This is a genomic window from Streptococcus sp. 714, from assembly GCF_013277115.1.
In the GTDB taxonomy this organism is placed as follows: Bacteria; Bacillota; Bacilli; order Lactobacillales; family Streptococcaceae; genus Streptococcus.
Window position 1 is genome coordinate 1 of the sequence record NZ_VMMH01000017.1, and the last position, 24,125, is coordinate 24,125.

The 24,125-nt window shown below is 40.2% G+C and carries 14 protein-coding genes; 4 read left to right on the top strand and 10 right to left on the bottom strand.

The window, feature by feature from the left end; all coding sequences use genetic code 11:
• The 6 genes from HT718_RS06285 to HT718_RS06310 all read right to left on the bottom strand — a co-directional run.
• Positions 1-566 (bottom strand): LPXTG cell wall anchor domain-containing protein (locus HT718_RS06285; RefSeq protein ID WP_173267890.1); only part of this gene is annotated, 566 nt, incomplete at its 3' end.
• Positions 567-607: 41 nt separating this feature from the next.
• On the bottom strand, positions 608-6,625 hold the full coding sequence (locus tag HT718_RS06290) for a ZmpA/ZmpB/ZmpC family metallo-endopeptidase (RefSeq protein ID WP_173267891.1): 6,018 nt from the start codon (positions 6,623-6,625) through the stop codon (positions 608-610).
• A gap of 242 nt (positions 6,626-6,867) precedes the next feature.
• On the bottom strand, positions 6,868-8,046 hold the full coding sequence (locus HT718_RS06295) for a hypothetical protein (RefSeq protein ID WP_173267892.1): 1,179 nt from the start codon (positions 8,044-8,046) through the stop codon (positions 6,868-6,870).
• Positions 8,047-8,063: 17 nt separating this feature from the next.
• Positions 8,064-11,714, bottom strand: coding sequence for a helicase-exonuclease AddAB subunit AddA (gene addA, locus HT718_RS06300; RefSeq protein WP_173267893.1), 3,651 nt, complete (start codon positions 11,712-11,714; stop codon positions 8,064-8,066).
• Positions 11,711-14,986, bottom strand: a complete 3,276-nt coding sequence (rexB, locus tag HT718_RS06305; protein ID WP_173267894.1) for an ATP-dependent nuclease subunit B — start codon at positions 14,984-14,986, stop codon at positions 11,711-11,713. Before rexB ends, addA begins: the two co-directional genes overlap by 4 nt.
• 129 nt (positions 14,987-15,115) lie before the next feature.
• Positions 15,116-15,787 (bottom strand): CPBP family intramembrane glutamic endopeptidase, encoded by a 672-nt coding sequence (locus tag HT718_RS06310; RefSeq protein ID WP_173267895.1) that lies wholly within the window; start codon positions 15,785-15,787, stop codon positions 15,116-15,118.
• A gap of 207 nt (positions 15,788-15,994) precedes the next feature.
• Between HT718_RS06310 and HT718_RS06315 the strand changes: the two genes are divergently transcribed.
• The 3 genes from HT718_RS06315 to HT718_RS06325 all read left to right on the top strand — a co-directional run bounded on the left by HT718_RS06315 (position 15,995) and on the right by HT718_RS06325 (position 18,617).
• Positions 15,995-16,804, top strand: coding sequence for a Cof-type HAD-IIB family hydrolase (locus HT718_RS06315; protein WP_173267896.1), 810 nt, complete (start codon positions 15,995-15,997; stop codon positions 16,802-16,804).
• Between the two features lie 141 nt (positions 16,805-16,945).
• Positions 16,946-17,854 (top strand): ATP-binding cassette domain-containing protein, encoded by a 909-nt coding sequence (locus HT718_RS06320; protein WP_173267897.1) that lies wholly within the window; start codon positions 16,946-16,948, stop codon positions 17,852-17,854.
• Positions 17,855-17,864: 10 nt separating this feature from the next.
• A complete protein-coding gene (locus HT718_RS06325) occupies positions 17,865-18,617 on the top strand; it encodes an ABC transporter permease (protein WP_173267898.1) in 753 nt (250 codons plus the stop codon).
• A gap of 40 nt (positions 18,618-18,657) precedes the next feature.
• On the opposite strand, the gene HT718_RS06330 is transcribed toward HT718_RS06325, so the two are convergent.
• Positions 18,658-19,536, bottom strand: a complete 879-nt coding sequence (locus tag HT718_RS06330) for a HAMP domain-containing sensor histidine kinase (RefSeq protein ID WP_173267899.1) — start codon at positions 19,534-19,536, stop codon at positions 18,658-18,660.
• Complete coding sequence (locus HT718_RS06335) at positions 19,533-20,234, bottom strand: response regulator transcription factor (RefSeq protein WP_173267900.1); 702 nt, start codon at positions 20,232-20,234, stop codon at positions 19,533-19,535. Before HT718_RS06335 ends, HT718_RS06330 begins: the two co-directional genes overlap by 4 nt.
• Positions 20,235-20,390: 156 nt before the next feature.
• On the opposite strand from HT718_RS06335, the gene HT718_RS06340 reads away from it, so the two are divergent.
• A complete protein-coding gene (locus HT718_RS06340) occupies positions 20,391-21,029 on the top strand; it encodes a VIT family protein (protein ID WP_173267901.1) in 639 nt (212 codons plus the stop codon).
• Positions 21,030-21,070: 41 nt separating this feature from the next.
• Here HT718_RS06340 and HT718_RS06345 read toward each other — a convergent pair whose 3' ends face one another.
• Both HT718_RS06345 and HT718_RS06350 read right to left on the bottom strand, forming a co-directional pair.
• The gene (locus HT718_RS06345; protein ID WP_173267902.1) at positions 21,071-23,059 is read right to left on the bottom strand and encodes an ABC transporter permease; all 1,989 of its coding nucleotides are present in this window, start codon (positions 23,057-23,059) and stop codon (positions 21,071-21,073) included.
• Position 23,060: 1 nt separating this feature from the next.
• Positions 23,061-23,819, bottom strand: a complete 759-nt coding sequence (locus HT718_RS06350; protein WP_000173372.1) for an ABC transporter ATP-binding protein — start codon at positions 23,817-23,819, stop codon at positions 23,061-23,063.
• Between the last annotated feature and the right edge of the window lie 306 nt (positions 23,820-24,125).

Consider the following 24,125-nt stretch of genomic DNA (forward strand, 5'->3'; position numbering starts at 1 on the left):
TCTGCTTTAGGCGCTTCATTAGGGATACTTTCCTGAGTTTCAGATACTAGAACATTCTTTGTCCCCTCATCCTTATGTTGAATTTCTGAAATTGTATCATCATCAAGGGGTAAGTATCCAATATAACGATATCCAGCAATTTGAACTACTCCTTCATTACTTGGAGCTTTCAAAGGATTGCTTATATCGAGAGCTTGCATACTAGAAAGACTAATCAGTCCGATAGTAGTAACTAAGAACAAACTACTAACTTTTTTCTTTTTATGAACCAAAAGGACTAAACTACCAACAGCTAATAGACCTAAAGCTGTAAGCACAGAAGTCGATGAACCTGTTGCAGGAAGAGCTTCCTGCTGATAAATAAGAGCATAACTTGCTTCATTATCAGTAGGAATTCCTGCTTTAATCTTAGTTTGTTCTTCTTGTGTAAGAGCGCTTTTTTCAATGTAATGATAGGTAGAAGCATGGATGACTGACGGTGCAACCAAGACACTTCCGAGTAAAACTGAACCAACAATCCCACAGATTTTTCGGATTGAAAACCGTTCTTTTTTAAATAATGACAAGCGTAATCACCTTCTTTAATTTTATTTCCTAATAGTAAACACTATTTTTTATTTTCAAAAATTGAACTTCTAAAATCATCAGTTTGATTTAGATAGGCCTTAAACACTGCTCTCTTTAACTTATGAACTGCACTATCATATTCTGGATTATAGTTGTCCCAAGAATAACGATTCTCATCTGCATCCTTACGGACAGCTTCGTCCATTAATCGCTGCAGTTCTTCTACACTATGAATCGTCTTTCTTGCAAAACTTGCCCAAGATTTAGTTGGATCGTTGAAGGTAACCTGCTTCAAGTTCCCAAACTGCTTCACACGTTCTTGATACATAGCTGTCTTGAATTCTGCCCAAGTTTTATATTGACCGTTAAATACTTTTTGAAGGACAAGTTCATCTGTAACTAAACCTACTTCTTTACCATAAGACTTAATCTTACTTCCCGCCGCTTTTGCATCTTTTTCATATTGATTTGAGATATATGGTACCATTCCATCCTTAAAGCCTTTGGCAGCCAGAAGTTCATAAGCTATTCTACGTCCCATCAAATCACCCGGAGTTCCCTTGCTGCTCAGAGCCGAATAGATTGGGGCAAAGAGTTTAATCGTATAGTAACCGTTTCTTTCATATTCCCCAGACTTATATTCACGAGCTGACAAGATATTATTTGTAATCAAACTATCAAAAGTAGTCAATTTTTTGACATCTTCTTCTGTCAGATTTTGTACAACGTTAGTAGCGTAAACATCATTTCCATCTGCAGGATCTTTCACGTATTTATTCTCGATTTTTCTCAGAGCCGTCATTTTCTGATAAGCATCTAACTGTCTCACAATAGATTGCCCTTCGAGATATTCCAACATGTAAACGACATCAAACATATTGTGGACGTAGTTCTGAAGATCTGCTGCGTCATTAAATCTTGTAGTTGGATCAAGTACTTGCAATCGCTGGCCTTCTGTACTATCTGATGTTTTATGTTTCAAGATAGAGTTGATGGTAATGGTTGCATCACTTGGTTGATCAGGAGCTTGCAATAAGCCTTTTGCGAAGAACTCCGGTCCTAAGCCACTTCTTCGACCATAGCCACCAAGATAAATATCCTGATCTGAATCATGGGTCATCTCATGGGTATAAGTAATGGCTCCATCCTTATCTAACATACGATAGGACATATAGTAAACGCCATCTCCAGTTGCATAAGCACCATGATGATTGTGAACTACTTTATTCCCCACTGGACCAAAGAAATTCTTCATCGCCGGATTGGTACTATCAAACTTAGCCTCAACTGTAGCTTTTCCAGATGTTGTATCATCTCCAAACTTATAGGCATCATAAAGTAAAATTGTACGATAGAGCTTTTCACGTCCTTCTTTATCTAAAATGCGATACCAATAATCGTAGTGATCTCGCTGACGTTTGGCTGTTTCACGTGCATTTTCTTCAACAAACTTATTGAGTTCATCTCCAGCCTTATAATCGCTGTTGCGGTAGCGATCGTAAGCGCCAAATCCTAGGCTAGACAAGGTTGAGATGACAAATACAGATCTTTCTGGCAAGGTAAGGAGAGGCAAGACCATATTGCGGTATTTCCAAGTACTACTAGTAATTCTGTCATAAACACCGATAGAATACTTAGTCCCTGCTTGCTCTTGCTTGGTTTTGACCTCTGCAATAGTGGATTTTTCTTCGACAATGAAAGCTTTGGTCTGTTTTTTAAACCAGTCATTATTGCTAGTGTTTGGTAAAAAGACTTTTCGGTAATTTTCTAGCGTGCTAAACAAATCTGTCGTTCCATGATGGCTGGCAAGACTGATAGCATAAGTATCGACATTGTTTTTAGCAAGAAGATTGTTAAAGCCAGATTTACCTAACTCAATCAGAGTATCTAATGGTGAAGTATTTCCTTTACCAAAGAAGTCCGGATGATACATAACTAGGTCTTTGACATTCACTTGACCATAGCTAAAGTTATACCAACGTTCTAAATAAGTTAAACCGAGTAGCAAGGCTTCCTTATTGTTCTTGATTTTATCTACAAGATAGCCTCTGGTAACTGGGTTGTCACCAGCAAGTCCAGCATCTGCTGACAAGAGTTTTTTCAAACTGTTTGCCAAATTTTGTTTTGTTTTGACGAACTGGTCTTCCAGATAGAGCTCAGTTTGCTTGACATCTGGAGAAATTCCGAGTATCTTTCTGATGGTATCCGACTTATAGTCAACCTTTTGTAAGTCAGGTAAGACTTGCTTAATGATAGAGTCTTGGTCATACAAGAATTGATTTGGAGTGTATAGGAGTCCTGTATCCCCTAAACTATATTCTGCTAGCTTGGCAAAATCAGTCCGGTACTTGAGATCGAGCTTCTCAGATGAATGGTCCTGATAGTGAAGCAAGAGTTTATTTGCAGTCTGTTTGTTAGAAACAATATCTGTGATTACTTGGTCATCCTTCATCATAACTGCAGACAAGAGTTCTTTTTGATATAAGAGACTGTTCTCCTTGACCAGGTTTCCGTATTTCACGATGGTCGCCTTGTTATAGAAAGGTAACAATTTTTCAATGTTCTTATAAACCAAAGCACGGTTAGCTTGATAATGGGCTACCTTAGAAAAATCACTTTCTTTACTACCACTTGTTGAAAGGGGTTCCACTGTTGGAGGAGTGAGAGGATTGATTTCTGCTTTTTTATTAGTCACCTCAGAAGCATCTAGCATTGTTCCTCTTTCTTCAAAGGATTCTTTGCTGATGACTTCATCCCTAACCAAGGTGACATTGTATACTCTGTTCGCTTTGCTGCTGAATGTGTCCTTCACCTTCATTCCATTGTAGTGGTAACCGGTAATGGCATTCCCGTTGGTTACATTGACATCACTTAGTACATTGGTCAAGCTTCCAGCATGCCGTTCCTCATTCGTCTTTCGATCCCACAAATATCCAGCCACACCCGCAACTCTACCGAAGTGCTTGACATTGTTGATATCACCTTCCGCATAACTGTTCTGTATATGCGCATCTTGGTCTACTAGACCTGCTAGCCCACCAACAGTCTGATCTGAACTATTGGTGTTGGATGAAATGGCTACTGTCGCTTTTGATTTAGTCAGTGAAGCTTTGTTTCCTGTCAAGTGACCGACCAGGCCACCGATATTATAGGCAGCAGTTGTTTCATAGGTATTGATAATTCTTCCCTTGAAACTACTCTCTGTGATGCTTGATTGGTCTGCCTTAGCCAACAAACCACCGATACCACGTTCTCCAGCCAGAACACCATCGACATGAACTTGTTTGATCTTTGTGCCATTCGTAGCTTCATTTGCCAGTGAAGCAATATCATTTTTACCTGAAATAGTAACATTTTTTAGACTCAGTTTTTCTACTGTAGCACCACTCAAGTTTTCAAACAGAGGTTTTTTCAAGTTATAGATAGCATAATTCTTGCCATCTTTTTCACCAATCAACTGACCAGTAAAGGTGCCCTTGATATAGGATCTTTCATCAGGACCAAGCTCCACTTCGTTAGCATTCAGGCTGGCCGCTAAATGATAGGTTCCAGAGGGATTTTGGTTTATAGCTTTGACCAGATTACTAAAGGAAGTAAAGTTTGTCTTTTCCTCTTTAGATTTCTTATCGAGGTAGAAGGTGAAATGGTCGACATATTTATTGTTCTGCTCTTGCTGGAGTTTCTCAGCCTTAGCTGTAATTTTATAAACTGGCTGACCATTTCTTTCCTCTTCAGTTATTGAGGTAACTGGTAGATAGACATCTTTAAATGCAGAAGATTTTACCTTGACAAAGTAATTATCCGTATTCTTTGGAATTCCATCCAATGAGATATGTTGTCTATAAGTCCCATTCGTCTGGCTGTACAACTCAATATCCGAAACATTTCTTAATTCGAGTGTTTTTTCTGGATCCTGCTCTTTCGTTTTTTCAGTCGGAATATCTGGCTTTACTTGATCAATATCACCAGTGTATTCTGGAAGTGGGGCTACCTGTTCAGGCTCACCTTTGTCACTTACAACCGCTTCTGGTAATGCTGGGTGAACCTCTGGTTCGCCTTTGGCGGTTACTACAGCCTCTGGCAACGCTGGATGAATTTCAGGCTCACCTTTGTCACTTACTACAGCCTCTGGTAACTCTGCTTGGACTGCAGGTTCACCTTTGTCAGTTACAACAGCTTCTGGTAATTCAGGCTGAACTTCAGGCTCGCCTTTGGCGCTTACAACTGCTTCTGGTAATTCAGGTTGAACTGCAGGTTCACCTTTGTCAGTTACAACAGCTTCTGGTAACACTGGTTGGACTTCCGGTACGCCTTTATCACTTACAACAGCTTCTGGTAACGCAGGCTGGATCGCAGGCTCACCCTTGTCGGTTATTACAGCTTCTGGCAACTCTGTTTGGACCGCAGGTTCACCTTTATCAGTAACAACAGCTTCTGGCAACTCTGGTTGGACCGCAGGCTCACCCTTGTCAGTTACTACAGCTTCTGGCAATTCAGGTTGAACTTCAGGCTCACCTTTGTCAGTTACTACAGCCTCTGGCAACTCTGCTTGGACTGCAGGTTCACCTTTGTCACTTACAACGGTTTCGGGAAGCTCTGGTTGAACTTCAGGTTTATCTTTGTCTGTTATAACTGCTTCTGGCAATTCAGGTTGAACTTCATGTTTACCTTTGTCACTTACAACAGCTTCTGGTAACGCAGGTTGAACTGCAGGTTCGCCTTTATCACTTACCACAGCTGCTGGTAACTCTGGTTGAACTGTGGGTTCACCTTTATCACTTACAACAGCTTCTGGCAAGGCGGGTTGGACTGTAGGCTCACCCTTATCAGTCACGACTGCTTCTGGTAACGCTGGTTGGACTTCCGGTACGCCTTTGTCACTTACAACAGCTTCTGGTAACGTTGGTTGAACTTCGGGTTCACCTTTGGCGCTTGCCATAGCTTCTGGCAATTCAGGTTGGACTGCAGCCTCCCCTTTATCACTTACTACTGCTTCCGGTAAAGCGGATTGGACAGCGGGTTCACCTTTATCACTTACAACTGCTTCTGGTAAAGCTGGTTGAACTGCTGACTTACCTTTGTCACTTACTACCGCTTCAGAAAGCTCTGGTTGAATTGCAGGTTCACCTTTGTTGGTTATAACTGCTTCAGGTAACGCAGGTTGAACTGCTGGTTCGCCTTTATCTGTTACAACTGCTTTTGGCAATTCAGGTTGAACTTCTGGAGTGCCTTTATCTGTTATCAAAGCTCCAGCTTGTACATCCTTATGTTCTGCTAATTGTGATTGAGAATTTGAAGATTGTTTCTCTTCTTTTCTTGGATTGGTTAATTTAGTAGAAACAGGTTTTTCTTCCTGCATAGCTTGTACTGTTGATGGCTTTTCTACAAAATTCGGTGTAACACTATAATCTACCTTTTGTTGATTTGTTGGACTAGATACTGATTTCTCTTGATTATTTACTTTAGATTCAGAAGTTATGTTTCCCTCTTTGATATATCCAATATAAGTGTAACCTGAAATCCCTTTAGGAAGAGGTAATTTTTCTCCAAGGGTCAGTTCATAGTCAGTATTGTAATTTAGCAAAAGATGATTTTCTAAAGCATGAGCTGAAACTAAGACACCATTTCCTATCCCTGCAACCAATACTAAATGTAATACTGTTTTATTCTTAACTTTTTTCTTAGAAACGGCAAAAATTAAAATCCCCAGAGCCGCTAAGCTAGCACCAGCAACTAGGGTTTGCATATCATTCTTACTTCCAGTATTTGGTAAGTCTCCCAGTTGATTTTGGGAATTTAATTTATAAACAAGATAATAAGTCTCATCATCATTCTCCATGTATGTCGGAATGTCATAGACAAGCTGCTTCTTTTCTTCTGATGATAGCTCTGACTCTGTCACATATTTATAGTGAACACCTTTAGTCTCCTGAGCCTCTACAGATGAACTACCTAATACAGACATAAAAAATAAACTTGAAATCGTTGCAGAGACAAGTCCTACTGATAATTTTCTAAATGAAAAACGCTGCTGTTTTTCACCAAAATACTTTTCCATGATTCCTCCTTGAAATAAAATTTAAAAATATGTAAGGCAAACTTTATTATATTAGCTTGTTATCTTATAAAAAGTTAAGACACTTCAATTATACACTTAATTTACAAAAAAGTCTTAAAATTAAGTTGTGCTTTCATACTTTGTTTTATATATAAAATACGAAAGAGCAGGGGTTGCCATTTCCTATTTTCTCTTTTTGGATAAAATGTAACCTACCATGAAATTTTCACGGTAGGTGTTACTTATATTAGCAATCGTTCTAAAAATGGTTTGAGGCAGTTGAGGAGAATTCCTTCTATCCAGCTTTTCTGTGCTGATGATAGATTCTCTGCTTGAAGACTCTCTTTTAGAAAATCGCGGACTTGTTCTGGTGAGATTTCAAACTCAAAGGCTTTCATTTTATAGAAAAAGTCTATGAGATCATCTGATAGATATTCGGTTGAAAATGACACTTCTCCACTCTTTCGATATTCTAATAAGAGCCGAGCAAAGCGGGATTTTTCATCAGGAAGCTCACGAAAATAGGAATTGAGGAGCCAGGTCTGCTTTTGCTTTCTTTCAATTGGATCCTGACTAGCAATTCGTTGGTCTTTTTCTAGCTCTTTTTGGTATTGTTTGGCCTTGATAGCCCGTTCTGTTCGATTTTTACCAAAAAGAATTTTCTCCCACTTGCGTTCTTCTTGAGTCAGGGTCTCTGTAAATCCAAAGTAATCTTGATAGGCACGCTCTGCTGGTCCCATGGCTAGAACCAGATTGTCTGCATATTGCTTAGCGATTTTATCCCTCTTCTTGCGCTCCTTCTCTGCCTGGATACGGAGTTCTTGCTCGTAGTCAATTTTCTCCTTACCTAGCTTGACAAGGTAGAGTTGGTCATCTGGCTTTCCAAGTAAAAAGGGCTTGATACACTTCTCAAGAACTTCCTCCATACGAGCCTTCTTCTTGGGTTCTGCCTTGGTCCAACTTCCTCCTTGAAAGACTTCTAGGAAGAGTTGGTAGTCTTTCTCAGGTGAGAACTGATTGCCACGATTGGGTTTAAAAACACCTTTTTCCCAGAGCCACTTTAGAAGTCGCTCGTCAAAGTCACTTTTATTGACCTTGATTTTTTCCTTTTTCTGGGCTTTTCTTGTCAGATTTTCAACCTTTCTGAGTAGTTTTTCTTCCTCTTCCAATTGCTGGTCAAGGGTCAATCGATGAAAATGCCGAACACAGTCGCTACCAATCGGAAAGAGGCGTTGGCCTGTGACACCGTTAAAGAGTTCGTAAGCGTACTTTATAGCATTTCCACAGACACAATTGCTACGGCCGATACCGTTAAAAATCAAGGAAACTTCATTCCATTCCTTGGTAGCTTGTTCCCAAGTATCAGATTTTGAAGCCTGTAAAACCGCATCGTGCAGGGATTTTCTAACTGGAAGTGTCATGAGGTCTCCTTTCTAGATTATACTTTTACAACTTGAACCTCATCTTTACCGAGTAATATTAAGTATTTTTCAATATTTTCAATCGAATAGGCTCGAGATAAAGCTTCTCCGTATAGGGCTAACTGTCCACGATAACGGTCTATGAGTTGACTTGATTCATCATAGCGGTCTGTCTTATAGTCGAACAGAACGATTTTATCCTCGTAAAGCAGATAGCCATCAAGGATACCACGGACAACGAAGTCTTCCTTACTCTTTTGATCTCGTTTGAGCATGGAGAAGGGTTGCTCGCGATAAAGATGGTTGGTATTAGCGAGAATTTCTTGACCGAGATCTGTGTCAAAGAATGCAAGAATTTTAGCAAGATTGATCTTATCTCTGACAGCTGGGCTGGTTTGAACCTGTTTGAGAGTTTCTGTCAGGCTAGCAAGCGTTGGTCGCTGACTGAGATTCATTCTCTGCATGAGTTCGTGGGTGGCACTACCAATCTCAGCTCCAGTTATCTTTTCTTTGCTTGAAAAATCTGGTAAATCAAAGCTAACTTTCTTGTCTACTGACTGGCCTTGACCAGCAATCTCGACACCTTCCATATCCATAACGGGTTCGTAGAATTTCTTGATTTGGCTTGGGGTTTGAACACTAGGAAGTTCAATGGCTGCACGGTGAAGAGTATTATAAACTTCCACTTCTTTCAGCATTTCAAGAGCTTCCTTAATGGTTTCAGACTGACGATTATCTGCTTGGGAGCTATCTTGGAGAGGACTTTTGTTTTCCAACTCTCCGATAGATTCTCTAGTCAGCTGATCTTCACCAACGAAGCGATAGCTAAAGTTGAGATTGTCTTTGGCAAACACTTTATTGATAGCCCAAATCCAATCTTGGAAATTCCTTGCTTGCAGTCTAGTAGAGCTATTTAGTTTTCCATTTTTAGTTGCTGGGTATTCCTTGGCTTCCAGCTTTTCACGCGAACCCTTGCCGACAAGATAAAGCTTTTTCTCAGCCCGTGTCATAGCAACATACAGTAGACGCATTTGCTCAGAACAGCTTGCCAGCTGTAATTCTTCTTCGTTCTGTCTATAGGTCAGACTAGGAATGGAGAGTTTGATGGTTTTAGGATAGTGATCTTCCACTGCTCCTGTCTCCATTTTGGCAATATATTTGACACCAAGACCATTCTGACGACTGAGAATGACTTTTGACATAGAGTCTTGCTTGTTAAAGTCTTGATCCATATTGAGGATAAAGACGTAAGGAAACTCCAGCCCTTTACTCTTATGGATTGTCATAAGCTCTACTGCATCTTTTGGCGGTGCGACAGCCACGCTTGCAAGATCGTGCTGGGCTTCTAGGACCTTGTCAATCATGCTAATAAAACGAGACAAGCCCTTGAAATTGCTCTTTTCAAATTGATCAGCACGCAGTGCTAGGGCATAGAGATTAGCCTGTCTAGCAGGACCATTTGGCAAAGCTCCAACATAATCGTAGTAAAAACGGTCGTTATAAATCTTCCAAATCAAGTCATAGAGGGAGTGGGTTTTGGCATACAGGCGCCAAGAATCAAGAATAGTCATGAATTGCTTTAGTTTCTCAGCTAGAGCTGAGTGAATCAAGACTTTTTGGCTACTTACCTGTTTTTGAGCATTTACTAGTTTCTCATAGAGATTTTCGTGGACTTTATCCTCTGCTTTCTGAAGGGACAAACGTGCTAACTCGTCTTCATCAAAGCCAAACATTGGAGACTTCATAAGAGCAACCAAGGCATAGTCTTGAAGAGGATTGTGAATGACACGAAGGGTGTCTAGCATGACTTGCACTTCTAGGGATTGGAGATAATTGTTTTGCTCGCCGTCGGTTTTGACAGGAATCCCGTACTCAGACAGGGCAAGAAGAATCTGGTCATTACGACTGCGACTGGAGGTCAGAAGGGCAATTTCCTTAAAGGCAACACCTTGTTCCTTGTGGAGTTTCAGAATCTCCTTGATGACTAAGCGCATTTCGCCTGTTAGTTTCGTTTCTGTTTGACTATCTTCTTCCTCACCTGTATCGTCCTTGTCGTAGAGGAGAAATTCTGCCTTGTTATCGGGATTAGGAGTCAGTTTGCTATTGGCAAAAACAAGCTGGTGCATGTTATCATAGTTGATTTCACCGACATCTTGGTCCATGAGACGTTCAAAAACATCATTGGTTGCTGACAGCACTTCTGAACTACTACGGAAATTTTCCTTGAGGAGAATCAGCTTGCCCTCTTTTGGATTTTGCGCATAGCGTTGGAACTTCTCATTGAAAATCTGCGGGTCTGCTTGACGGAAACGATAGATGGACTGCTTGATATCTCCCACCATAAAGCGATTGTGGGCATTTGAAAGTAATTCCAGCATTCGTTCTTGAATATGGTTGGTATCCTGATACTCATCGACCATGACTTCGTGGAAGCGCTCCTGATAAACCTCACGGACTTGCGGGAATTTCTCTAAAATCTCAATAGTGTAATGGCTGATATCAGCAAACTCAAAGGCATTTTCCTGGCGTTTTCTCTGACGATAAGTCTCCACAAAATCACGCATGAAAGACTGGAAGGTTTTAGCTAGTTCCCATGTGTCTTGATGATAACGTTCTTGATAGTCGAGAATGGTTATCTGGTCTGCTAGTTGTCCAAGTTTTGCAATCTGGGTCTTTCTCTCTTCGTTATAAGAATCGGCCAGTGGCTTCAAATCAGCCTTGCGACTGGCATTCGTCAGAGCTCGGCCGTTTTTCTCTTTCGAAATTGCGACAACACGCGAAAGCACTACCTGATAAGCCTGACTATCGGACTCTTGATTTAAGGAGCCAATTTCATCCAGAATCAGCTGGACATTTTCTAAATAGGCAGCCTTGGGAAACTCCTTGGCATCATTATCCAGATGATAACGGAAAAAGCTTTCCAAATCCCAAAGGGCTTGTTTGATTTGCTCAGTCAGTTTTTCTTTTTCACTGGTAAAATCAGCTTTTTCAAATCCTTTTAGGAAAGATTCACTCAGCCATTTCTGAGGATTACTGGTAGATTGGAGGAAGTCATAGATTTTATAGACTTGCTGGCGCAGACCACGTTCATCTTTTCCACGCCCAGCAAAGTTTTTCAGCAAATGACTAAACTGCTCTTGCTGTTTACCTTGGTAATGCGCTTCAAAGACCTCATGGAAGACTTCATTTTTTAGGATGAGTTGCTCGCTTTGATTTTGTAAAATACGGAAATTAGGCGCAATATCAATCAGATAGCCATGTTTTCCAAGGAATTTTTGTGTGAAGGAATCCATGGTTCCGATTGCAGCGTTAGGTAGGTCTGCTAACTGTCTACCTAAATGTTGTTTGAGGTCAACATCATGGCTTTCTTGGATTTGTTGGCTGATTTTTTTCTCCAAACGTTCCTTAAGTTCAGTAGCCGCCTTAACGGTAAAGGTTGAGATAAAGAGTTGACTGATTTCCACACCACGCGCCAATTGGTCTAGAATGCGCTCTGCCATAACAAAGGTCTTTCCAGAACCAGCCGATGCTGAGACTAGAATATTCTGGCCAGAAGTGTAGATAGCTTCAATTTGCTCGGCAGTTTTCTTCTGTTCCTTGCTCGAATTTGCTTCTACTTCTTGCAGTTTTTGAATTTCTTCCTCAGTTAAAAAGGGAATGGGCTTCATCGATTCAACTCCTCTCTTATTTTTTCAAACCAAGCTTGCTTGAGTTTTTCTCCGACCAGACGTTTGCCATCAGCTAAGTCCAACTTTTCTAGGAAACGGGCTTGACCCAAGTGATAATTGGCTTCAAAGCCTGTGATGGCTTGGTGTTGCTGGACATACGGTGCAATACTTCTGCCATTTTCGCTATAAGGATTAATGGCGAATTGACCTTCTAAAATCTTCTCTGCTGCTTTCTTGTAAAGATAGGCATTGTAGTCCAGCAGGAGCTGGAATTCCTCATCCGTCAACTGGTTGGCTTTGGTTTTATTGTAAAATTCACCCAAGTGACTGCTTTCTTTTTCTAAAAAGAGTCCTTGGTATTTCATAGACTTGCTGGCTTCTACTACTGCACCTGCTAGACTTTTGACGGCCATCAGAGATTGGACAGGCTCAGCCATTTCCAAGTACATGGCGCCGAAAAAGTTCTGCTCCCCTTCTCTTTTTAGGGCGGCTAGATAGGTTGGTAACTGGGAATTGAGTCCATTGAAGAAATGAGGAAACTGGAACTGAGTCAGACTAGACTTGTAGTCTACTACTCCTATCGCTCCATCAGCTTTCAATCGGTCAATGCGGTCAACCTTGCCTCGCACAAAGACACTGCGACCATCGTCCAATTGAATAAAGGCCTGCTCTTTCCCACCGAAGTTCGCCTCTTCTTTAATTGTTTCTATGGCTGGATTGTGGCGGAGAATGTGGCCAGTCGTCCGTGCAACATCAAGCAGAACTTCCTTGGTAAACTGGGCTTCCAAACTTTCTTGATATATAGCTTCAAACTCTCGTTCTTGACTGGTTTCTTGGATAGCCTGTTCCAAACGTTGGTCAAAGGAATCTTCGTCAGGCAACTGTAAGGCACGTTCAAAAATGCGGTGCAAGAAATTCCCGTGACTACGGGCATCAGGACGTAGGCGTAATTCCTCCTGCAAGCCTAACACGTAGCGGAGGAAATAACTGTATTGGTTTCGGTAAAACTCCGTCAAACCAGACGTAGACAGGTAAAATTCCTTGTCAGCTGGATAGAGAGCCTGTAAGGTATCCTTGGTCAACTGCTGACTGCTTGGACTGGTTGGGAGGGCTGGATTTTCCAGACCTTGCTGGTCTAGTTTTTTACCCATGACACGTGCCAGAACCTTAATAAATGTCAAATCTTGCTCAGTATCACTCATCTCGCCCTGCTGGTGATAGGCAACCAGGCTAGACAAAAGACTGTGATAGGACCCCATATCTTCCTTAGACAGCCCCTTGTGATTCATCCTCTTCTCTTTCCTGCTAAATCCAAAATGGACCAGCTCTTGAAGATAGGTAGATTCCTTACTTTCACTTTCATTAAAAAGGCTTGGAGCTGACAAAATCAACTCTTTATGAGCAGAATTGACCAAGGAAAGCATGGTATAACGATTTTTCTTGAGGTTCTCACTGCTGGCAATCAGCAATTGCGCTCCCTCTTCTGTCGCTTGGTTTAAGTTTTGTCTTTCTTCGTCTGTCAATAGACTAGTGTTTTGCGCAATTTTTGGTAAATTGTCTTGAGTCAGCCCAATGGCATAGACAAAGTCAGCTGTCAGAGGAGCAATCAAATCATAGCTCTGCACCAGAACTGTGTCTACTGTTGCTGGAATAGTACGATACTGAGATAGACTCATCCCAGAATGAAGCAAAGCTAGGAAGTCCTCCAGACTAACTTGTGAACCAGCAAAAACAGTCGCAAATTGTTCTAAAACATGACAGAATGCCTTCCAAACTTCCGCTTGTCTTTCCTGTTCAAGAATTTCCATAGTGGCTGTCAAATCTTGCAACTGCTTGGTCACCGCTCCTTCTTTTAGAAAGACATTCCACTTTTGTAAGAGATTTTCAGCCTTCTGCTTTCGGCTGGCAAATAGGGGCTCAAGTGGTGCTAAAACTCTCAAACGAATGGCATTCAAGCGTTTCAAATCAAACTTTCCATGGTGGGATTTGGTGAAGGTTTGCTGAAAGGCTGGCAAGCCATTGATACCAAGATAGCGGATATATTGCTCAAATGAGTCAATATCAGCCTGACTAAGGTCGGTATACAAACCAGTCCTGAGGAGGTTAATCAAATCTTCCTGACGGAAACGATAGCGTTTCAAAGCTAGAATAGACTCGACAAACTGTGTCAATGGATGATGCGCCATAGCTTCGCTTCTACCAAGATAGAAAGGAATCTTATACTGGTCAAAAATGGTCTTTAAAGACAACTGATAAGAAGCTACATCACCTAAAAGTATACGGAAATGCTTGTAGCTCAGGTCTGAGTTCTCATGTAATTTCTGACGAATGCTACGGGCTACTAGCTCCAACTCCTCCTTTTGCGTTAAACAAGACCAGATTTGTAAGTTTTCACGGTCTTTCTCATCGACATCCAAAGCGAGTTCTGAAAAGTCATAAGAAGACTCCAACAAACGAGAGGCCTTGTCAAAACTATCCATCTTCTCATGAGTCTGAGAACAATCCTGAGCAGGTGTTTGGTATTTAGAGGCTAGATGATGGAGAAACTCCACACTGGCTTGGTAGAGATTCCCCTCGCTAAAAGGGCTGGTATAGGCTTTCTTACTAGCATAAACTCCAATGACAATCTCAACACCCTTGCCATGAAGCAAGTCCACAATCCGCTCTTCCTCGGCAGAAAAACGGGTAAAGCCGTCAATAACCAAGGAAATTTGAGTAAAATCACTACTTACTTTGTCATTCTCAATAGCCTCAATCAAATGGGACAACTGACTTCCTTGAGCCAACTGGCCTTGATTAAGATAAGCCGTTACCTTCTCAAAAATCAAGAGTAAATCCGCTCGCTTGTCCTCATCCGTCAAACTATCCAAGTCCAAAAAACTCATCTGAGCTTTGGTTATCTCGTGGTAAAGTTCAATCAACTGCTGGATAAATTGAGGGTCCTGCTTAATAGCACCATAAACACGTAAGTCCTTAGGATCGAGTTCCGCAAGGCACTTATAAAAGGCCATCCCAAGACCGATGTCATCTAGACTGGTTTTGACAGGTAGGTCATTCAAGACCAGATAACGAGCCATTTGAGCAAAGCGCGTGACGGTAATAGCAAAAGAAGCCTGCTGGGACAAGCATTCCAGCACGGCGCGTTCCTTTTCAAAAGAAAGAGAGTTGGGAGCGATATAGAAGACTCGCTTACCCGCGGCAACGAGCTCTTCCGCCTCTCTGGTCAGGATTTCTGTCAAAGAAGTCCGAATATCAGTATAAAGTAATTTCATCTCTGCCTCGTTGGAATTTTTCATTACCTTTTATTATACCATGATTAGCCACCCAAGTCTGAAAATAATCAGTTCTTGCTCATCTATTGAAAAGAAAATGCCGGAAAGTTCCGACATTGTTTTAGTAAGCTAACTTCCTGAAAATAGGAGTAACCAAACATCCCAGAAAGCAGTAATATTGATGAGAATATGAACTAGTATTGGATAGTAGAGACTTTTTGTCATGCGATACAATAGAGCCAAAATAAACCCTCCACTAGCATAAATGAAAAAAGCAAGAGGTGTTAAAGCAAAATTGATATGAATATAACCGAAAATAATAGCAGAAATCAAAACATCTCCGTACCAAGGTGAGTTTTTGAAAAAGGTTATCATAAGCACACCTCGATAAATCAATTCCTCAGTAATAGGGGAGATGAAGCAAACGATGAGCAAAAAATAGGGTAACTCCTGTCGTCCCATCATTTCTACCGTTTCATCCAAAGAAATTTGATTTGAAGACGTGGATATGAAATACGAAAAAAGAAAGTCAAACATATACGAAATGATGTAGCCCAGTAAAAGGTAGATAAAATACCTCAGCTGCCACTTGAAATGAAAAGTTTGCTTTCCTGCAAAAACTAGTAGATAGATGACCGCTAATAAAAGAACTCCACTCTCCATCAAAAGCAGAATCTGAAAAAATTCATGACTTGCTGGTAGATAAGGCTTTGCTAGGTGATTGAAAAGCCCCCAAAACCAAGTTGATTTGTAAAAAATTAAGGACAATGCTAGTAAAATCTGAATAATCCGTTTTTTCATATTAAATTCTCTGCTTTCCTTGATAAGCTTACAAAATACTTAATTGAATAACAAGTTTAATATGGCATATATTTTCAAAATATCCTCTTCAAATCATGAATAGTCATCAAAACATCCTAAACTGTAAAATCAATCCCCCCTACCCTTTTACCATTATCTTCTCCAAAATATGCTATAATAATACCAAAAGATAAAAAAGGAAGACTTATGATTAAACTATTAGCCTTGGATATGGACGGAACCCTCCTCAATGAAGTCAAGGAAATCCCACAAGCTCACATTACTGCTATTCACAAAGCCATTGAAAAAGGTGTCAAACTGGTTCTCTGTACGGGCCGCCCGCTTTTCGGTGTCCTTCCCTACTATCAAAAACTGGGGCTTGATCTCCAGAATGAGTATGTGATTGTTAACAACGGTTGTTCAACTCACCAGACAAGTGACTGGGGACTAGTTGACTGGCAAGAACTTAGTCCAGCAGACATCGAATACCTCTATGACCTAGCTAAAAAAAGTGATGTTCAGTTGACTCTTTTTGATGAGGAACATTATTTTGTCCTCGGTGGCAAACCTAATGAAATCATTCAAAATGATGCTAAACTAGTCTTTTCAGACCTGACTGAAATTTCTCTTGAGGAAGCGACTAGTGGTAAGTATCGCATGTTCCAAGGTATGTTTTTAGGAACAGAGAGTCAAACTGACGATTTTGAAGAGCGTTTTGCTGAGGAACTCTGTCAACGATTTAGCGGTGTTCGTTCGCAGCCTGTCATTTATGAAGCTATGCCACTTGGTACGACAAAGGCTACTGCTCTTTCTCGACTAGCAGATATTTTGAAGATTGATTCTTCAGAGATTATGGCCATGGGCGATGCCAATAACGATATCGAAATGCTCCAATTTGCAGGGCTTGGGATTGCAATGGGAAATGCCAGCAATTATGTCAAATCCCTAGCTGATGACGTTACAGCAAGTAACGAAGAAGACGGCGTTGCGCGTGCCATTGAGAAATATATTTTATAATTAAGAAGCCCAGTTCGTGTCAACTGGGTTTTGATATTTAAGAATTCCTAAAACTTTAGAAACTCTTTAGAAATGCTTGAGCTTTCTTTGATTTCTATGCTTTATACTAAAGTTATCAAAATAAATCAAAAGGAGAGAATCATGAAAACAGTACTTGAGATTCATGGATTGTCCAAAAACTTTGACAAACAAGCTATCCTTCAGGATCTTCATTTAACGATAAGAGAGGGAGATATTTATGGACTTATCGGAAAGAACGGAGCTGGGAAAACCACCTTAATAAAAATTATTACGCAACTACTGTTTGCGGATAAAGGGACTGTTTCCCTCTTTTCTAGTCAATCGGAAAATGAGTGGAACAAGGCTCTATCTCGAGTAGGTTCTGTTATCGAATCACCCGTAGCTCATAATCACTTAACAGCCTACCAAAATCTGAAATATTACTGTATGATTCGTCATATTCCAAATGCTGATCAAGTCATTCGAGAAACACTAGACTATGTAGGTTTGTCAGATACAGGTAAGAAAGTCTTTCGTGATTTCTCGCTAGGAATGAAACAAAGACTTGGTATCGCCATTGCCCTTCTATCCAAACCAGACTTCCTGATCTTAGATGAACCTATCAACGGTCTCGACCCAATCGGTATCAAAGAATTTCGATTAATGATTCAACGGCTCAATCAAGAAAAAGGGATCACCATTCTCATCTCTAGCCATATCTTGTCAGAACTCTATCTCCTAGCCAATCGTTTTGGTATTTTAGATCAAGGAAAGATTATCCGTGAAATCAGCAAAGCTGAATTTGAAACACTAAGTGAGGATTATATTGTGCTTAAGACAGCTGACCAAGAGAAAGCTTGTCAAGTATTGAAAGAACAAATCCAGCTCCAGTTCAAGGTTGTTAATCCAGAAAATGAAATCCATATCTTTGGTCAGGAACAAGATATCAAACAGATTCTCAAAGAATTAACCTTGGCAGATGTTGCCATTGACGAGATTTACTACGCCCGTCAAAATCTAGAAGAATACTTCACTCAATTGGTCGAATAGGAGGAAAATCATGATACATACCATTCAAGCAGACTTTTACCGTCTTTTCCGTTCCAAAGGTTTTTGGATTACAGAGGTCATTCTCTTTGCTCTCATGCTAATGGGCGCAACTGTAGGAGCTACGGGGCAACTGATGGCAATTCAGACAGAAGAGCCAGACATTCCAACCCATGGTTGGGACGGTGTACAAGCCCTGATTAACGCATCTAGTCAAGGTTCAAACCTCGTTTTTCTCTGTATTGTTCTAACTTGTCTAGTTCTCGGTGTTGATTTAATCGGAAAGCTCTATAAAAATAGTTTGACAGTAGGGGTTTCTCGTACCGAGTTTTTCCTTGCCAAAGCCTTTGTATTGACTTGTATTGCACTCTTGCAAGTTATCATCAGCCTTGTGATTGCCTTTATTCCAGCAACTATCTTAAATGGATTTGGCACTATGCCTGATGGCTTTATTGGCAATCTACTGATAACCATTTCCCTTCAATTCCTTTGCCTCCTTGCTTGGCTTTCCATTGTTTCCTTCATCCTCTATGTTAGTCATTCTTATCTTGCAGTATTTATTGGCTATTTGGTCAGCTCTATCTTACTTTCTATGCCAATGCTCATCTTCCCAAGTATCAAAATTTTGCCATATTTATCATTGCAGTTTTTCTATGCTATGACTGCTAATAGTGAATCCATTTTCTATACACTTATAGTTACCTTAGCTGTTATTGTAATCTTTAATCTAAGTGGACTGGCAGTTTTCAAAAAGAAAAGTCTATAAAAAAATGACCTCCTCTAGCTACAGAGGAGGGTTCTTTTCGTTAAAAGTAAATGAAAACCGACAACCATTGCCCATCTGTGCTTAGTTTCATATCTGCACCGAGAAGATGGCATAATTCCTCAGTGATATAAAGTCCTAAACCAGAGGATTCTTCAGTATCTGATAGATTTTCAGAATAAAAACGGTTGCTGAGATTTTCTATTCTTTTGATGGGCTGTTTGACAAGGTTTGCAATCTCTAAGACAAGCTGTTCCTTTTCCTTTCTCAAATATAGACGCGCTTCTTCCTTGCCATGCTTGAGGACATTCCCAAGCAGATTTTGTAAAATTCGATCCAGCAAGTCTTCATCAGTCCTCGTTGTTAAACCAGCTTCAACCTTAAAATCAAGCGTGATATTTGCCACCTGAAAAACATCATAATAAGCCAAAGTCTTCTTGGTAATAAAAGCTGAAAAATCCACTTCTTCCAGTTTCGGTTTGACAGCTCCTTCCATCAAACGACGATATTCTAGGAGAGCCTCCAAACGTTTGGAAACTAAATCAAGATGCTGGGCGATTTTTTGTAAGGTTTCTGCTTGCTTTTCAGGAGACTTTATCAATTGTTGGGTGTAGCCTGAAGCGATAGTCAGAGGCGTCCGAATATCATGGGCAATATTGCTAATGGCCATATCCAGAGTCTGCTTTTCCCTTTTCATCACCAACCGAGATTGTTCTACTTCCTGAAATAGATTCTCAATCTGCTGGTAGAGCTGTAAAAAATGTTTGGAAAAAATGCTGATTCCGACTCTTTTCATACTACCAGTGAGAATCTTGTCTTCAATCTGTTGACTCAAGTTTTTAAGTGCTAGATGGTAGCGAATCAATGCAATCGATAAAATGATTAGGAGTACCAGTAGGATAAAGATTATCATGTAGGTCATTGCTTATCTCCTTTTAATCTTACCCCAACTCCCCAAATGGTTTCAATATATTCTTGATTTGGGTCAAGCTGATTTAATTTTTTACGAAGATTACTCAAATGCGTATTGAGAGTATTATCTCCAGGTAGGTAGCTATCCTCCCAGACAAATTCATAAAGTTCTTCCTTGGTAAAAATTTTTTTAGGGTGTTTAAGGAGAGTTTGGAGAATCAAGCATTCTTTCTTAGCAAGGCGAATCGTTTCCTGACTATTTTTGATTTCAAAACTTTCTGCATCAAACTGGATATTTTTCAAGTTTTGTGGCAGATTTTCAGTTTTTTCTATTTCCATAGACTGTTTTTCTACACTTTGGCGTAACTGAACAGTAACTCTAGCAAAGACTTCATCCAAATCAAAAGGTTTCACTATGTAATCATTGGCACCGTCTAAGAGGTATTGACTGATTAACTTCTTATCGCTCAAAGCCGTCAGCATAATGACTGGAGTTTGACTTTGTTCCCTGATGACTTTTAAAACCTGATCCCCATTTTTCCCAGGAAGCATGATATCTAGCAAAACGAGGTCAATCCCACCTTGGTCAAAACGCATGATTCCTTCTGTACCGGAAAAGGCTTGAATCACCTCATGCTCCTCAGTAAGAAGTGTTCGTAAAATCTCTTGAATGTCACTATTGTCTTCAATAACCAATATCCTAGCCATAAATACCAACCTTTCTGCAACTATTATAGCATGTTTTAATGGTAAAACTTAAACAGAAAAGCCCTTTTCATTAAAATCGTGCAACTTTTTTCAGATACTTTTAAAAGATTGATTTCCCTATATTTTTCCTTTATACTGGATAAAAAGGAGAATAATATGTCAGAAACAAATCACGAAATTGATTCAAATTTTGCAGGTCGTTTAAATATCCTGCGTGCGGGTGTTCTTGGTGCCAATGATGGAATTATTTCCATTGCTGGTGTGGTTATCGGGGTTGCTAGTGCCTTTTCAATGGCTGGTGGAGAATATGTGTCCGTTTCAACTCAAAAAGATACCGAGGAAGCGGCCGTTGCGCGTGAGCAAGTCTTGCTAGACCAAGATATAGAGTTAGCTAAAAAATCTCTCTATGCGGCCTATATTCAAAATGGTGAGTGTGAAACATCAGCCCAACTTCTCACCAACAAAGCCTTTTTAAATAATCCGCTCAAGGCTTTGGTAGAGGAAAAATATGGGATTGAGTATGAAGAGTTTACCAATCCTTGGCATGCTGCTATCTCTAGCTTTATTTCTTTTTTCCTTGGAAGTTTGCCTCCAATGCTTTCAGTAACTATTTTTCCAAGTGAATACCGCATCCCTGCTACTGTCCTTATCGTCGGTGTGGCCCTTCTTCTCACTGGTTACACTAGTGCCAAACTTGGAAAAGCCCCAACCCAAACAGCCATGATTCGGAACCTTGCTATTGGTATCTTAACTATGGGCGTTACCTTCTTACTTGGACAACTTTTCAGCATTTAGAAGACAAGAAATACCTCGATTTTGAAGTCGAGGTATCTTTTTTACATTTGGACAATCTTGCGATAACTTCTTGAAGTAACCATGAAAATCAATACATAAGCGATGAGGAAGATAGCGCAGATAGACAAGGTCACAGTCAACATCATAGTCGTATCTATTACACCAATCACTTTTAAAATCAAGCTAAGCATATGGTAGGCAAAGGCTAGATGTATGAAGGCAAAGAGCAAAGGAAGGAAGAAAACAGTTAAAACCTGTTTGTTAATGGTTTGCTTGATTTGCTTCTGATCTAAACCGACTTTCTGCAAGATAATAAAGCGTTCACGGTCTTCATAGCCTTCAGAAATTTGTTTGTAATAGATGACCAGAACAGTTCCGACCATAAAGATAATGGATAGGAAAATACCGATAAAGAAGACACCACCAAAGAGGGCACTCATCTGAGAACTAGCATCTGCTAGATTGCTACCATAAACATAGCTACCTTCCTTGTTTAATTGATCATTAAATTGATTGAGGTATTTATCATATTCTTCAGCAACCTTGAGTTGTTCTTCTTCGCTGGCATTTACATTCATGCCACCGTAAAACTGATTATAGATAGCCGAATCTGGGAATTGATCCAAAAATGCTTGCAAATTAGGAACAACAAGGTAATTGTAATCAGCAGTCAAAATATTAAACTGATTTGGGACATGGTTGACAATGAAATCTTTAGTAAATTCTTCTTTGACAGAAAATTGATGATCGTTCAGAGTTAGAGTTTTCTGTTCTTTAACTCCCTCATTCTTTGCAAAGAGTCCGACCTCATTTCCTGATAGAGACAGTTTTTGACCAGTCATATTTTCATAATCTTTTTGGTCAAATACCATGAAAACTGTTGTGGGTTGGACACGGTTTTGTCCTTTTTCAAAAATAGTTAACTTATTTCCTTCTTGGTTTGCAACACCAAAGTAAGTGTAACGAAGCACTTCTTTCTCTTTAATCTTATAACCTTTGTCACTTGCAAACTGGCTCAAGAGTTTGTCCAAGTCTTCTTGTTCAACATTTTGCCCTGAAACCCCAAAATCATGAGGATTTAGAACTTTTTTAAAGGATTCTGAGGCATTAAAAATACTAGTAGCTGCTGACATGGTTACCAAAACCATTGTTGACAAGATAGCGATAGTTGCTAGTCCAACCGCATTTTTCTTCATACGGAAAATCAAGTTGGACACTGAGATAAGGTTATTTGGCTGGTAATAATATTTCTTGTTTTTCTTTAAGATTTGTAGGAAAACGGTAATTCCTGCATTGAACAAGAGATAGGTACCAAAGATAACCAGCAAAACAGCTAAGAAGAAAGTTGTTAAAGCTGTAAGAGGATCTTTTACAGTAAGGGCAAGATAGTAGCCAATCCCTAAACTTATGGAACCAAGAATAGTTTGGAGAGGTAAGAAGCGACCTTTTTTCTCTCCGCTAGCTTTCTCACGTGAGAGCTGGAGAGCATTCATACGGGCAATTCGAAGGGCATTCAGGAACATGAGACCTAGGAAAATCAAACCGAAGACAACAAGTACTGTAATGACAACTTTCATCTGGAAGGTAGCGACCAGTTCAACCTTCAATTTCATCAGTTTGAGCAAGAAAGCGAAAATTAACTTGTCAAACAAGGCTCCAATACCGATTCCTGCTCCAACAGTTAGAATCCCAAATAGCACTAACTCCTTAAAGGTCATACTGATTAGATGACGCTTCTCCAAGCCCAACATGCCATAAATTCCTAGTTCCTTGGAACGGTTTTTCATGACAAAACTATTGGCATAGAGGACGATAATGGCTGACGCGAGGGTGACGACAAACATACCAAATCCAAGTGTAGCCTGAATGGTTGTTCCTCCACGGATTTCCGCAATCTTAGGATTAAAGGTTAGAGAGTAAAAGAGATAGGTGACAGTGACTGCCAAAAGAACAGCCAGCGCAAAAGGATAGTAGAGTTTGCGGTTTTTAATCAAGTTCGATACCGCTAACTTATTGGTTAATCGAAACATACTAATTCACCTCGCTTGCCATGACAGTCAAGGTATCAGAGATCTCTTGGAACATCTGACGTTCTGTCTTCTCTCCACGGTAGATTTGGTTGTAAAGAATGCCGTCTTTGATAAAGAGTACACGTTTAGCTCTGCTAGCTGCTGCTGTTGAGTGGGTTACCATGAGAATGGTTTGGCCGCGCTCATTGATTTCATCAAAGACATCAAGTAAGGCTGCAGATGACTTGGAGTCAAGAGCTCCTGTCGGTTCATCCGCAAGGAGTATTTCAGGTTCTGTGATGATGGCACGTGCTACCGCTACACGCTGTTTCTGACCACCAGAAATCTCGTAAGGGTACTTCTCTTGCAATTGGTTGATACCTAGATTCTCAGCTGTCACCACCAATTTCTTCATCATTTCCGTAATAGGTCTTCTTGACAAGACAAGCGGAAGCAAGATATTGTCCTTAACAGACAGAGTATCTAGCAAGTTAAAGTCTTGGAAGACAAATCCTAGCTTTTCACGACGGAAGCTAGAAGCCTGTGAATTTTTAATGGTTGCTGTGTCAGTTCCATTCAAGTAAACCTGCCCACGAGTTGGTTTATCCAGCATAGCTAGAATATTGAGAAGAGTGGATTTACCAGAACCAGACTCACCCATGATAGCAACGTAGTCACCCTTTTCTACGGTAAAGTGAATATCCTTGAGGGCCTCTACTTGGTTGCCCTGAAAACGAGTTTTATAAATTTTTTGAACGTGTTTTACATCTAAAAGTGTCATGAGAATCTCCTTTCTTAATATCCCATCAAATGAAATGTCGCTTGCATCATAGCGCATCCCAGTTGAACACGCTCGATATCTTTATGGCTTGGTTTTCTTGTTTTCTTCTGTAAGATTTGTTTCATGATGTTACTCCTTTGTTCTTTATGAGTCTAGTTTACATCAAAAAAAGACCGCTTGCCATAACCTAACCTTACAAAAGAGACTTTAATCTTACATTTTTGTAAGATTGGGGGAAATGTAGATATTTTATTAAAAATATTTTACCATAAAAAGAAGGCAAGAAGAAAACCCTTGCGGATACAA

Bases quoted from the DNA above. Each gene is read 5' to 3' on its own strand.
- HT718_RS06290 (WP_173267891.1), bottom strand. From the start codon at position 6,625: ATGGAAAAGTATTTTGGTGAAAAACAGCAGCGTTTTTCATTTAGAAAA.
- HT718_RS06295 (WP_173267892.1), bottom strand. From the start codon at position 8,046: ATGACACTTCCAGTTAGAAAATCCCTGCACGATGCGGTTTTACAGGCT.
- addA (WP_173267893.1), bottom strand. From the start codon at position 11,714: ATGAAGCCCATTCCCTTTTTAACTGAGGAAGAAATTCAAAAACTGCAA.
- rexB (WP_173267894.1), bottom strand. From the start codon at position 14,986: ATGAAATTACTTTATACTGATATTCGGACTTCTTTGACAGAAATCCTG.
- HT718_RS06310 (WP_173267895.1), bottom strand. From the start codon at position 15,787: ATGAAAAAACGGATTATTCAGATTTTACTAGCATTGTCCTTAATTTTT.
- HT718_RS06315 (WP_173267896.1), top strand. From the start codon at position 15,995: ATGATTAAACTATTAGCCTTGGATATGGACGGAACCCTCCTCAATGAA.
- HT718_RS06320 (WP_173267897.1), top strand. From the start codon at position 16,946: ATGAAAACAGTACTTGAGATTCATGGATTGTCCAAAAACTTTGACAAA.
- HT718_RS06325 (WP_173267898.1), top strand. From the start codon at position 17,865: ATGATACATACCATTCAAGCAGACTTTTACCGTCTTTTCCGTTCCAAA.
- HT718_RS06330 (WP_173267899.1), bottom strand. From the start codon at position 19,536: ATGACCTACATGATAATCTTTATCCTACTGGTACTCCTAATCATTTTA.
- HT718_RS06335 (WP_173267900.1), bottom strand. From the start codon at position 20,234: ATGGCTAGGATATTGGTTATTGAAGACAATAGTGACATTCAAGAGATT.
- HT718_RS06340 (WP_173267901.1), top strand. From the start codon at position 20,391: ATGTCAGAAACAAATCACGAAATTGATTCAAATTTTGCAGGTCGTTTA.
- HT718_RS06345 (WP_173267902.1), bottom strand. From the start codon at position 23,059: ATGTTTCGATTAACCAATAAGTTAGCGGTATCGAACTTGATTAAAAAC.
- HT718_RS06350 (WP_000173372.1), bottom strand. From the start codon at position 23,819: ATGACACTTTTAGATGTAAAACACGTTCAAAAAATTTATAAAACTCGT.